Origin of the sequence: Chitinophaga sp., assembly GCF_039596155.1 — a bacterium.
GTDB lineage: Bacteria > Bacteroidota > Bacteroidia > Chitinophagales > Chitinophagaceae > Chitinophaga.
Window position 1 is genome coordinate 145,277 of record NZ_JBCNKF010000012.1, and the last position, 12,602, is coordinate 157,878.

Here is a 12,602-nt window from a genome sequence, read left to right on the forward strand (position 1 = left end):
GGCAGGCGGTGCATGCATAAAAAAAAATCGTTTCTGCCTGAGACAGAAACGATTTCATATATACGCATGGTGAAATTACTCTTTTACATATACTTCTATTATGGCGTGGGTGGGCCTTCTGGGGGCGAGGAACACATCTACCTTTTTATAGTGTGCCTCCAATTCATACCGCAAGGCAAACGGGAAGAAGTTGTTATTCTCCGGTGCATATTCATACAGCACCACATCATAATAATGATTCCGGACCTTTTGTGTGAACACGTTCAGCTGTTTATTGAACATGCCTACCCCGAGGTGATACCACAGTGGGTTGTCAGGACCCGTTTCCGGCACATAAGGTATTTCTGCGGCCAGTGGGGTTAATTCTGTCATATTCAATACTTTAAGATCGCCTTTATTATTCTTTACTACCGGCAATTCCATGATTTTGCGCATACCTTCCACCGTTTGTGGCGGCATGTAGATCCCTTTAAACGCCTTCAGATCAGAGAACACCCATTTTGAAGTGGGTACATCGGTCGTATCCCATTCAATCATATAGTTACTGCGGGATACCACGTTTTCCCCTGTCTTACTGACTGTTGGTTCGAATGCCGCCAGGGATGTATCTGCCTTCAGGGAAGGTAACTTATTGACTGATTCATCATGGGGCAGTAATCTGGACGTAACCTTATCCATGTATTTCCAGAACGTACCTGACCACCATAACAAAACCAGTAAAGCGGCTGCGCCAAAAGCGGATTTCCTGCTCAGATCAATGTTCAGCTGCCCGACCAGCCTGGAGCCAATAAATGCAAAGGCAAAAGCATGGAAGAAGATATTATTGTCCGGCGGCGTATAGCTGGTTACCTGAAAAATAGCTGATTCTGCAAGGATACCCAGTGTCAGCAATGTAAACAACATGGCTTGTTTATCCTGCCAGAACGATCTGAACTGCTTAAATGAAGGGATCAATACGATCACCATCATTACTATATAGAACTTAATCCATTGTGACTGATACAGCACTTCGGACAGGATATCATAGAGTGACAAGCGACTGTTATGGGGTGCTTGTCCGTGGTTGAACCAATAGCCGAATCCATGGTGCAGGAAGGGGACAATAAAGATAGCCGCTATCACACCATAGAAAGCAAGGTATAAAGGCACATCCCATAAACGCTTCTCATTTAAGCTGTTATACGCCAATAATGCCAGCGAAAGTAACAGGGCCAGGCCACCGCCGTCCTGCTTGGTAAAGAATGACAGGAAAGTGAACAGCGCCGCGAGGAACAAATGTAAAAACCGGATATTTCCCTGTGGTCCTGACAGGTAACGGAACAAAAATGCCAGTCCGACCAGCTCATACACGATCACGGTCTGATTATACCATGGCCAGAAGTTAAAGAAAGAATAAGACAGGACGAACAGCAATACTGACAGTATCCTGATCACTGGTTTCACATCCAGGCTTTTCAGGATAGAACGGAAAGCAAGTCCGGCCATAATGTTCATAAATACCTGTGCTTTAACCAGCGTAACCAGGTAAGGGCCAAAGATCTTAAAGAACAATGCAGGCACGATCCAGAAACCATAGCCTAATGGCAGGCCAAAATCACGGTAAGGAACCTGTCCCTGGGAAATACGGTAAGCTCCTTCCCAGGATAAAAAGATGTTGACCCTGTACGGCAATGGGACAAAAAGGGGGAACAACGCCAAGCCGATAATGATCACTAATTCTGTAATAAAAGCGCTCTTACGGCTAAACGGTGCATAAGTTGACGGCATACAAAACGGGGATAAAAACGAGTGTAAAATTGTATTGAACGGACCAAAAATAGGAGAATTAACCGTAAAATAGCTTTTTCTAACGCAATTGTTCCATTTTCCATCGTATCTTGGCACGGTTATTAAGATCTTATCCCCGTGCAATATTTAAAATTATTACGCCCCTCCCATTGGGCCAAGAATCTCTTTTTGTACATCCCCCTTTTCTTTGCAGGCGAAATTTTCGACCTGAATAAAGTCGTCGAAGTATTCATCGGATTCATGGCATTTAGCCTCATCGCCAGCAGCATTTATATTATCAACGATTATAATGACGTAGAAGCAGATCGTCGTCATCCTGTTAAGTGTAAGCGACCAATTGCTTCCGGCGCTGTCTCCAAACCAATGGCCCTGGTATTCTTTGTACTTTGCCTGTTGGTAGGTGGCTTTCTAGCCTGGTATGTGAAGCCGAAGTTCCTGTTTGTAACAAGTATCTACTTCGTTATCAACCTCCTGTATTCTTTCGGATTAAAAAATATCAGTATCCTCGACATCCTCATTCTATCCACCGGTTTTGTACTGCGTGTCAAGGCAGGCGGCGTGGCTGCGAATGTAGCGGTATCTGAATGGCTCATGATCATGGTTTTCCTGCTGGCACTGTTCATGGCTGTCGCCAAGCGCCGCGACGATGTGCTGATTAAAACCAGCACGGGCCAGGAGATGCGGAAAGCTGCTGCGGGGTATAACCTCGATTTCATGAACGTGATGCTGGCACTGGTCTCCGCGGTCATTATCGTGGCCTACCTGATGTATACCATGGCACCTGAAACCATGATCCGCTTCAAAACATATCGCCTTTACTACACCTGCCTTTTTGTAATTGGCGGATTATTACGATATTTGCAAATAACTTACGTAGAGAACAATACAGGTTCTCCCACCAAAATCCTATACAAAGACCGTTTCATTCAATTAACCATACTCCTGTGGGTGCTGAGTTTTTATGTGCTTATTTATTTACCCACTAACAAAAGTTTTTTTGAGTAATGGAAAAACGGTTAGCAAACTGGGGCAACTACCCCGTCATCTCCTGCGATGAGACAACATTTACGCAGGTAGATCAGGTTGAGGATATGATATCCTCACATTCTTCCATCATTGCCCGCGGCAATGGCCGCTGCTATGGTGACGCCTCGCTGGCTACCAACAGTGTTTCCACTCTTAAGTTTGACAAGGTATTGCAGTTCGATACGTCGACAGGTGTTTTCGAATGCCAATCGGGTATCACTTTAGACCAGATCCTGGAGATCGCCGTGCCTAAAGGCTGGTTCCTGCCTGTTACTCCCGGTACAAAGTTTATTACCGTAGGTGGTGCCGTAGCTTCCGATGTACATGGTAAGAATCACCATGCGGAAGGCTCGTTCTCGAACCACATTATCGATATGGATGTCATCACAGGTAAAAAAGAGACCCTTACCTGTTCAAAGGAGGTATTGCCGGATTTGTTCTGGGCTACCTGCGGCGGAATGGGGTTGACTGGTATTATTACCCGTGTGAAGTTCGGCCTCAAAAAGATTGAAACGGCCTATATCAAACAGAAGCAGATCAAGGCACGTAACCTCGACGAACTGATCCGCCTGTTCGAAGAATACAACCAGTATACTTATAGCATGGCCTGGATTGATTGCCTCCAGAAAGGCGATAGTTTTGGCCGTGGTATTCTTATAGTAGGCGAGCATGCCACCAAAGAAGAACTGAACGCACAGCAGGCGGCAGCGCCATTGAACCTGCCTGACAAACGTCCCCTTTCTGTGCCGTTCAACTTCCCCTCATTTGCCCTCAACACATTGACGGTGAAGGCCTTCAACTGGCTGTATTATGCAAAGAACACCAAACGTGAGATCAATAACGTGATCCCTTACGAACCCTTCTTCTATCCACTGGACGCCATCCTGCACTGGAACAGGGGGTATGGCAAAGCCGGCTTTGTGCAATACCAGTTCGTGCTGCCGCTGGATAAAAAAGAAGGTCTCGTTGAAATCCTGAAGCGCATCAGCGACGCAGGATTGGGCTCATTCCTGGCAGTACTGAAAGTATTCGGCCACCAGGATGATCTGATATCATTTCCAAGGCAGGGTTATACCCTGGCGCTGGACTTCCCGGTGCGTAAAGGCCTGTTCGCCTTCCTCGATGAACTGGATGAAGTGGTGTTGCAATACGGCGGAAGGTTATACCTTTCCAAAGATGCCCGGATGAAGAAAGATGTATTCTGGCAGAGTTATCCCAATGCACAGCGATTTGCGGAAATCGTGCGGAAATACAATGGGGATAAGATCTTCCATTCAGTACAGTCAGAACGACTGGGTATCAATTAAGTAAATTCAGGTATTGACCCTTTTTTGACGCCCGCCAGCTCAATAGTTGTCAGGTTCAACATGGGGCCAATACATCCATTCACCGTCTTAACCGAATAATATAATATGCCTACTGCTCTCATACTGGGTGCGGGTTCTGATATGGCTGTAGCCATCGCCAGACAGTTTGCCAGCGAGAAATACGATATTCAGCTGGCCGCCCGGAAAGTTGACTCCCTCTACCCGTTACAACAGGATCTTGCCATTCGCTATCAGGTCAAAGTGGAAAGCTTTGCATTTGATGCTACTGATTTTGACAGTCATGCTGCTTTTTATGCGGACCTTCCTGTAAAACCGGATATCACGATCTGTGTATTCGGCTACCTTGGCGAACAGGAAAAGGCGCAATCCAACTGGTCCGAAGCTGCCCGTATCATTCATACTAATTACACCGGTGCAGTGTCTATCCTGAATATAGTTGCAGAAGATTATGCAGCAAAAGGCGCCGGTACCATTGTGGGTATCAGCTCGGTAGCGGGTGAACGTGGCCGGCTGAGTAACTATATTTATGGCAGTGCCAAGGCTGGCTTTACTGCTTACCTGAGTGGATTGCGAAACCGTCTTTTTCACAAGGGGGTGCATGTATTGAGTGTACAACCCGGATTTGTCTATACCCGTATGACGGAACACCTGAAACTTCCACCTTTGCTCACGGCACAACCTCAGGATGTAGCGAAAGACGTGTACAAAGCTGCGAAGCGAAAGAAGAATACCTTATATACAAAGTGGTTCTGGAAATACATTATGCTCATTATCAAGTCAGTACCTGAAGGCATTTTCAAAAAACTGAAATTATAATGAAGCCATCCATAGCGTTTTTTGACTTTGATGGAACGATCACAACAAAGGATACCTTGTTTGAGATTATCCGGTATCACAAAGGTAGTGGAGCGCTGTATGCGGGGATGACCTTGCTTTCCCCTGCATTGGTAGCGTTCAGGTTGAAGCTGATCTCTACTCAGCGGATGAAAGAAATGGTATTCCGGTTTTTCTTTGGGGGAATGCGTGTAGAAGCATTCAGAGATAAATGCGCGGAATTTTGCACAGAGCGGCTGCCTGGATTGGTGAAGGAAAATGCGCTGCAGGCCATCAGGCATCACCTGGCACAAGGCCATCAGGTAGCGGTAGTGACTGCATCGGCAGAAGATTGGGTGAAACCATGGTGTAGCAGTCTCGGGATCGTTTGCATCGGCACACAGTTAGAAGTGCGCAACACGTTGATAACCGGTAAGATACACGGATTGAATTGCAATGGTCCTGAAAAGGTGGAGCGGATTAAGCAGGCCTTTGACCTGAACGGGTATGATGATATTTATGCTTACGGAGATACAAGTGGTGACAGACCCATGTTGGCGATAGCGAAATACGGATACTTTCAAAAGTTCTAATACTGGCCGCATGGCCTTTTAAAAGCATTTATCCGCCGGTTGCAGGCACTTAAAAATCCCCGTACTGTTATCATAAGTAACTGTTCGGGGATTTTTCTGAAATAACAATTTGCCTGAATCAAAGGCCACCCAACTTTCCCCATTATTCACTCCTCAGACTCTTAATTGGATTTGCCAGCGCCGCTTTGATCGCTTTATACCCCACCGTTACCCACGCGATCAGGATCGACATCACAATAGCCAGTACAAAAATCCCCCACCCGATTTCAGTATGGTAATAATACCCCTGCAGCCATTGGTTCATACAATAATATCCTACCGGGGCAGCTACCAGAAACGCCACTGCAATTAAGATGGTGAACTCCTTTGAGAATAAGTACAATATGCTTTGCACAGACGCTCCCAACACCTTTCTGATCCCCACCTCTTTATTCTTCTGCACAGCCATAAAAGAAACTAAACCATATAACCCAAGACAACTAATCAAAATGGCTAAGAACGCAAAGACCTTAAATAGTTGTTCGACCATCGCTGCCGTTTCATAAAAATGTGCAATCTGATCATCCAGGAAAACATAGTCGTATAGATAAGTAGGATAGACTTCTGTAAATGTCTTTCTGATTAAATCTGCCGTTGTCATCATCATCTGCGGATCCATTTTAACCGAAATTGTGGAAAAGCCATCATACTCTGACGTGATGACTGAGGGCCAGATTTCCTCATCCAGCGGATTATTGTGAAAGTCCTTTAAGACACCTACTACCGGCACTCTTGTTTTACTTTCGCCAACGGTGATTAATTTACCAATAATCTCCTCATTGGATTTCAATCCAAGTTTCCTGACCAGTGTTTCATTAACAAGTGCCTCCCGCATGCTATCGGAAGCGAACATGTACCTGCCTGCCGCCAGTTCCAGCCCATAGGTTTTGTAATACCCGGAATCTGCGACCAGACGCTTTACGCCAAATTGTTCTTTTTCTATGCGGGTATCGTATAGTAAGTTGACATAGTAGCCTGACCGGGAAGTGGGGGCACTGTTACTGAGGGCTACGGATCTTACACCTGGTATTGCGGCAAACCGGTTTTCGAGATAATGATATTTAGTTTTCAGGAGACTATCACTAGGCAGATCAATCATCAATACGGCATCTTTCTGGAATCCCATGGACTGGTTCCTGAAAAATTTCATTTGTTTGACGACCACCAAAGTGCCTATTACCAATAACTGAGCGATAACAAACTGAAAGATCACAAGGCCTCTGCGTAATTCAACACTTCCTTTTTGTTTTATATTGATCCGGCTTTTCAAAGCGGTAACGGGATTAAAGCCTGATAATACCAGACCAGGGTAGAAACCTGCCAGGAAAGTGACGATCGCCCCTGTTAATAAGAGAAAAAGTACAATTACTGGCAAGGCTGAAAGGGTGATGCCGACGGGTTTATCCAATATATGGCTCAGGAAAGGCATCGCGAAGATAGCCATCGCAGTCCCGATGATCAATGCGAAAATAGTAATGAGGCCGGTTTCGAGCATAAATTGTCTCAGCAACTGCAAGCGGTTGCTTCCCAGTGCTTTACGAACACCCACTTCCTTTGCCCTGTTCACTGACTGGGCTGTGGCGAGGTTAATGAAATTGATACAGGCAACCAGCAGGAGGAAAATACCGATCAGTGCCAGAGACCATAATTCCCGTGGCGCAATACGTTTTGTATAGGGCAGGTCGAAATCAGCATCTATGTGCATAGATCCAAGGGGCTGCAAATTGAGTTGGGTATAAGTAATTTGTTTTTTCTGCTGCTCTTTGTAATGCGCTTTTACAAAACGAGGAAACTGTGATTCTATATTCTGTGGGGTAGTAGCAGGTTTCAATAACACAAAACATTGGGAACCGCCGTGCATATCCTCCCAGTTATTTTTCCATCTTTCCCGCAAATCACCGAGCGTCATCATTGTTTCGAAAGACGCGGCGAATTGCAGGGGTACATCTGTATTTTCAGGCAGATCTTTAAATACGCCTGTCACCCTAAGAGGCACTCTGTAAGACCAAAGCTGAATGGACTTACCCATTGCTTCCTGCGCACTGCCAAAATAAGCTTTTGCCTTGGTTTCATTCAGGACAACAGTATTAGGCATATTCAACTCTGATGCATTTCCTATTATCCAGGTTACATCAAAGATGTCGAAGATCTGGGATTCTGAGAAAAAAAGTCCCTGGCCTTCTTCTTTCACCCGTTTTTCTTCCGCTCCGTTTTTTCCGGGAATGTAGATCTGCGCGCCACCAATCGCATGCATTCTGCCTACGCGTTCCATTCCCGGAAACTCCTGCCGGAGGGCATCCGGCAATGGGATGAGGCACATGGTATATCTCCAGTTAACTTCGTTATTACTCACTTTCCTCTCTGTACTGACTACCCGGTAAATACGGTTGCGTTTTGACTGGTAGTCATCGTAACTCATTTCATTACGGATTACCAGGAAGATCAGCAGGCTGGCACCGATGCCGATGGCTAACCCAAAAATATTCAGGAGGGAAAATGATTTTTGGGCCCAGAGTGCGCGTAATGAGAGTTTGAGATGGGTGTTCATGATGATGGAATATAGGAGATGGTGAACACAAAAAGCAGGTCAAAAACGAAGGGTATTAATAATCAAATAGTTAAGAGGGTTTGATTGGTTTATTTCGTTCGTTATTGATATAGCTACTGTCCGGTTATGGACAAATTTCATGAATTCTTAGTATTTCTTGTGTTTGTTGTATTCACTGCATTTCCTCCCAACCACCCACAAACAAGAAAGCTTCTGCCTACGGCAGAAGCTTTCTTGTTTGCTTATTTCTAAACTTGTTTATTTCTATCATATCCACTAAGCCGCGGCCTTCATACTTACCAGTTTCGCTTCTTTCGGTTTTATCTTAATAATACCGACAAAATGCATCAATCTCATCACCGGGTAGGTAGGATCCAGCTCAAACCACTTCTTAGCGAAGTTCGGGCTGTCTTTAAACTTATGGTGGTTATTCTGGAACAACTCACCTAACAGTAAGATTCCCCATGGAGAAGTGTTCCTGGAGTGGTCTCCGTTATCAAAACTATGGTACCCATATTTATGGCCACACCAGTTGACAACTGCACCCTGTACAGGGCCCATTAGGAAGTGAATAGGCAGCAGCAGGTACCACCAGAAGCTGGGTGCGAATGCTACGTAATAGCCAATATAAATCCCCATCCAGGCCAGGCGGGTAATATTATTATCACCAAATTTATCCATTGCATCCCACACGGGCAGTGGATCTTTTGTAAACTCTTCTTTAGCAACCCGCTTACCATTCAGGAAATCATTATACATTGCACGGGTATGCACCATCATAGACCATACATCTTTGAAGAAGTGTGGTGAATGCGGATCCTCTTCGGTATCGCTAAACTCGTGGTGCATTCTATGCATCACGCCATATGCACGCGGAACCAGGTAAGAACTTCCCTGGAAGAACCAGGTAGAAAAATAGAAAACCTTTTCCCAGAACTTATTAGTGGTATACATCTGGTGGGATGCATATCTGTGCAGGAAGAAGGTGTGGAAGAAAAGCGACAGGAACCAGTGCGCGAAGAAAAATATCAATATCGCTGTCATTAACTCTTTTTAATTTTTAATCAATAAGGGGCCGAAGATAGTCTAATTACTATCATTAATTGTATAATAATCATGGAGATAATGCATGATACCTTGTATGCAGCTATAGGCAAGGTGCAATGAAATGTTAAAATTTTCTAATTGATGCTGACTCTCCGTAATTCGAGCAGGTTGAGTCCGTTATTCTCCATTCCCTTTACGTTTGGCTGAATCAGGTGGATCACTTCATCGTAAAAGAGAGGAACTACCGGTGCATCCGCCACGATCATTCTATCCATCTGGTTATAAAGGTCATATCGGATACTGTCGTTATTCTCCTGTAAGGCAGCTTCGTACAGTTTGTCGTAAGCAGGATTTTTATAGCGGGTATAATTCGGTGGTGCCGGGTTTTTGCTGTAAAATACGGCGAGGTAATTTTCCGCATCGGCATAGTCGCCCATCCAGCTACCCCTGAAAAAGAGTGCGTCAGATTTTGCAGTTTGTTCGAGCAACAATGCTTTTTGTAAAACTTCCACCTGTACAGTAATACCTATCTGTTGTAACTGATTGGCAACATAATTGGCAAAGTCTTCGTACACAGGAATGGATAGCAATCTGATCACGGGAAGCCCCTTCCCTTCCGGATAACCTGCTTCTTTCAATAACTCCCTGGCCCTGGCCGGATTATAGGAATATCCTTTTACTTTACTTGTATCGAAAGACGGCAGGCCTGCTGGAATAAAGCCAGCATTGGCGGGAGTACCGATGCCATTACGGAGGTAGGTAATGAGTTTAGCCCTGTCAAAACCATAATTTATTGCCAGGCGGATATTTTTAAGACGGGTCGGTGAGTTGCGGATTTTTGCGCTGTCGAGTAAAAAGCCGAAATATTCTATGTTAAGCTGTGGTGTTTTGTCCAGGATCATCTTGCCTTCCCAGGCTTTTTTCAATTCCCCTCTTTTATTCAGCACTTCATCTTTGAAGGAAGCATCGATATCATTCATGAAATCCAGTTGTCCCTGCCGGAACAAAAGGAATTCGGTGGCTTTGTTATCCAGGAAACTAATTTTTACCGCATCTAAATAAGGCAGTCCTTTCTCAAAATAGTGTGGGAATTTCTGGAGGACCAGGGCCTGTCCTTCTTCCCAGTAACTAAACTGAAAAGGGCCGGTACCGCAGGGATGTTTCCTGAAATCCTTTCCATATTTCTCCACAATTTCGTGGGGAATGACAGAACAATACTGCATGCTGAGAATACCCATGACCGGGTGAAAGGGATGTAACAGTGTGAGTCTGAACGTGGAATCGTTGATTGCTTCAAATCCTTTGTCAGGATTCACTTTACCATTGAAGATCCAGGCACCTGCGGATGCAGTGAGAGGGTCCATGATGCGTTTTAAACTATAGACCACATCACTGGCAGTCATTTTACGTCCTTTACCACCGGGAAATACATCATTGTCATGAAAGTAGACGTCTGTACGCAGATGAAAAGTATAGACCATCGCATCGGGCGATATCTCCCAGCTTTGCGCAAGCGAAGGTTTGATCTGCAATTGCTGATCGGGTTCCACCAGGGTATTATAAAGTTGTTTGACAGCCCAGATGATAGACTGGTTCTTGGCAAAGGCAGGATCCAGTGTGGCAATTCCATCCACGGCATTGTACCTGAATACCTGTCGTTTGTCAGTTTGTTTCGTGTTACAACTACTCAATCCGAATACGACGGTCCATATTATTAAAAAACGTTGTATGCTCATTAAACTGAAAATTAATATCTTTCCGTAATAAAATTATCAATTTCTATGCGTGGCTTATTGTTGCTTTTATTATTCATGGTTACGGCCTTCCAGGCTGGTGCCCAGGAGCGGACCTTCACCCATGCGGATACACTCCGTGGTTCAATCACCCCGGCCCGCGAATGGTGGGATGTACAGAACTACGACCTCCATGTAGCCCTGAATGCCCAGGATAGTACCCTGGGAGGTTATAATATCATTACCTACTTTATTAATAAGCCAGACAGCATTATGCAGATAGATCTGCAATTGCCGATGGAAGTGGATAGTGTGATGCAGGATAAACAGAAACTGGCGTACGAACGTGACGGCGATGCGGTGATGGTGCGTACACTGGCACAGCAACCCAAAGGTTCAACGAAGAAGGTGACCATCTTTTTCCATGGTCGTCCCAAGACGGCGGTCAATCCACCCTGGGACGGTGGTATCATCTGGCGGAAAGACAAAGATGGTCGTCCATGGATTGCAACTGCCTGCCAGGGCCTGGGGGCAAGTGTATGGTGGCCGAACAAAGACACACAATCAGATGAACCGAATGATATGACCATTTCCGTGACGGTACCCAACTTCCTGGTAGATGTATCCAATGGTCGACTGAAAAAGAAGATCTCAAATAAGGATGATACGGATACCTACGTATGGTATGTGGCGAACCCGATCAATAACTATGATGTAGCGCTGAATATCGGAAACTATAAAGAGATCAGGGATACCTATAATGGCGAGGGTGGTAAGCTCGACCTGAGCTATTGGGTACTGGACTATAATGTAGATACGGCAAAGATCCACTTTGAAGAAGTGAAGAAGATGCTGGCTTGTTTTGAGTTCTGGTTTGGTAAGTACCCGTTCTACCAGGATAGTTACAAACTGGTTGAAGCACCGCATTTAGGGATGGAGCACCAGAGTGCTGTGGCTTATGGAAATAACTTTGGCTGGGGGTATAAAGGTCGTGACCTTTCCGGCACCGGCTGGGGTTTGAAGTGGGACTTTATCATCGTTCATGAGAGTGGACATGAGTGGTTTGGCAACAACATCACCAGTAAGGACCTGGCGGATATGTGGATCCACGAAGCATTTACCAACTATTCAGAGACCTTGTATACAGAGTGTGAGTTTGGCCGTGACGCCGCGTTTGAATACATCGTAGGTGTAAGGCAGAATATCAGGAATGATATCCCGATCATAGCGCCTTATGGTGTGAATGCAGAAGGTAGCGGAGACATGTATTACAAAGGCGGGAATATGATACATACGATCCGGCAGATTATCAACAATGATAATGTATTCAGGGATGTGCTGAGAGGAATGAACCAAACGTTCTGGCATCAGACGGTGACGACAAAGGATATATTGGATTACCTGAACTACCGGACACAGATGAATTTCAAAAAGGTGTTTGAACAGTACCTGATGCATACCACTATCCCTACGCTGGAATATCATTTTAATGGAAATGAGTTACAGTTCAGGTGGGTGACGGACGTGGAGAACTTTGATATGCCTGTGAAAGTGACATTGAATGATAGAGGGTACCAGTTTATTTACCCGGGAAAACACTGGCAATCAACACAGTTCACGCTGACAAATAAGAAGGACTTTAAGGTAGATCCGAATTTTTATATACACGTGAAGCAAATCTAAAGCT

The 12,602-nt window shown here is 45.1% G+C and carries 9 protein-coding genes; 5 read left to right on the top strand and 4 right to left on the bottom strand.

Going from position 1 to position 12,602, the window contains the following annotated elements:
• Positions 1-75 precede the first annotated feature (75 nt).
• Complete coding sequence (locus ABDW33_RS13955) at positions 76-1,767, bottom strand: hypothetical protein (RefSeq protein WP_343690678.1); 1,692 nt, start codon at positions 1,765-1,767, stop codon at positions 76-78.
• A 138-nt stretch (positions 1,768-1,905) separates the two neighbouring features.
• On the opposite strand from ABDW33_RS13955, the gene ABDW33_RS13960 reads away from it, so the two are divergent.
• From ABDW33_RS13960 to ABDW33_RS13975, 4 genes are all read left to right on the top strand, one after another.
• Entirely contained in the window at positions 1,906-2,793 is an 888-nt protein-coding gene (locus tag ABDW33_RS13960; protein WP_343690679.1) for a decaprenyl-phosphate phosphoribosyltransferase, read from the top strand.
• Positions 2,793-4,121 (top strand): FAD-binding oxidoreductase, encoded by a 1,329-nt coding sequence (locus ABDW33_RS13965; protein WP_343690680.1) that lies wholly within the window; start codon positions 2,793-2,795, stop codon positions 4,119-4,121. The genes ABDW33_RS13960 and ABDW33_RS13965 overlap by 1 nt, the downstream gene beginning before the upstream one ends.
• A gap of 105 nt (positions 4,122-4,226) precedes the next feature.
• Positions 4,227-4,958: an SDR family oxidoreductase gene (locus tag ABDW33_RS13970; RefSeq protein WP_343690681.1), complete on the top strand. Its 732-nt coding sequence runs from the start codon at positions 4,227-4,229 to the stop codon at positions 4,956-4,958.
• A complete protein-coding gene (locus ABDW33_RS13975; RefSeq protein WP_343690682.1) occupies positions 4,958-5,548 on the top strand; it encodes an HAD family hydrolase in 591 nt (196 codons plus the stop codon). The genes ABDW33_RS13970 and ABDW33_RS13975 overlap by 1 nt, the downstream gene beginning before the upstream one ends.
• A 142-nt stretch (positions 5,549-5,690) precedes the next feature.
• Here ABDW33_RS13975 and ABDW33_RS13980 read toward each other — a convergent pair whose 3' ends face one another.
• The 3 genes from ABDW33_RS13980 to ABDW33_RS13990 all read right to left on the bottom strand — a co-directional run bounded on the left by ABDW33_RS13980 (position 5,691) and on the right by ABDW33_RS13990 (position 10,918).
• The gene (locus ABDW33_RS13980) at positions 5,691-8,135 is read right to left on the bottom strand and encodes an ABC transporter permease (protein WP_343690683.1); all 2,445 of its coding nucleotides are present in this window, start codon (positions 8,133-8,135) and stop codon (positions 5,691-5,693) included.
• A gap of 276 nt (positions 8,136-8,411) precedes the next feature.
• Positions 8,412-9,179 carry an acyl-CoA desaturase gene (locus tag ABDW33_RS13985; protein ID WP_343690684.1) on the bottom strand — a complete coding sequence of 256 codons (768 nt, stop codon included), beginning with the start codon at positions 9,177-9,179 and terminating at the stop codon, positions 8,412-8,414.
• 137 nt (positions 9,180-9,316) lie between these two features.
• Complete coding sequence (locus ABDW33_RS13990; RefSeq protein WP_343690685.1) at positions 9,317-10,918, bottom strand: ABC transporter substrate-binding protein; 1,602 nt, start codon at positions 10,916-10,918, stop codon at positions 9,317-9,319.
• Between the two features lie 45 nt (positions 10,919-10,963).
• Between ABDW33_RS13990 and ABDW33_RS13995 the strand changes: the two genes are divergently transcribed.
• On the top strand, positions 10,964-12,598 hold the full coding sequence (locus ABDW33_RS13995; protein ID WP_343690686.1) for a M1 family metallopeptidase: 1,635 nt from the start codon (positions 10,964-10,966) through the stop codon (positions 12,596-12,598).
• Positions 12,599-12,602: the final 4 nt, after the last annotated feature.

Bases quoted from the DNA above. Each gene is read 5' to 3' on its own strand.
- ABDW33_RS13970 (WP_343690681.1), top strand. From the start codon at position 4,227: ATGCCTACTGCTCTCATACTGGGTGCGGGTTCTGATATGGCTGTAGCC.
- ABDW33_RS13990 (WP_343690685.1), bottom strand. From the start codon at position 10,918: ATGAGCATACAACGTTTTTTAATAATATGGACCGTCGTATTCGGATTG.
- ABDW33_RS13985 (WP_343690684.1), bottom strand. From the start codon at position 9,179: ATGACAGCGATATTGATATTTTTCTTCGCGCACTGGTTCCTGTCGCTT.
- ABDW33_RS13995 (WP_343690686.1), top strand. From the start codon at position 10,964: ATGCGTGGCTTATTGTTGCTTTTATTATTCATGGTTACGGCCTTCCAG.
- ABDW33_RS13975 (WP_343690682.1), top strand. From the start codon at position 4,958: ATGAAGCCATCCATAGCGTTTTTTGACTTTGATGGAACGATCACAACA.
- ABDW33_RS13980 (WP_343690683.1), bottom strand. From the start codon at position 8,135: ATGAACACCCATCTCAAACTCTCATTACGCGCACTCTGGGCCCAAAAA.
- ABDW33_RS13965 (WP_343690680.1), top strand. From the start codon at position 2,793: ATGGAAAAACGGTTAGCAAACTGGGGCAACTACCCCGTCATCTCCTGC.
- ABDW33_RS13955 (WP_343690678.1), bottom strand. From the start codon at position 1,767: ATGCCGTCAACTTATGCACCGTTTAGCCGTAAGAGCGCTTTTATTACA.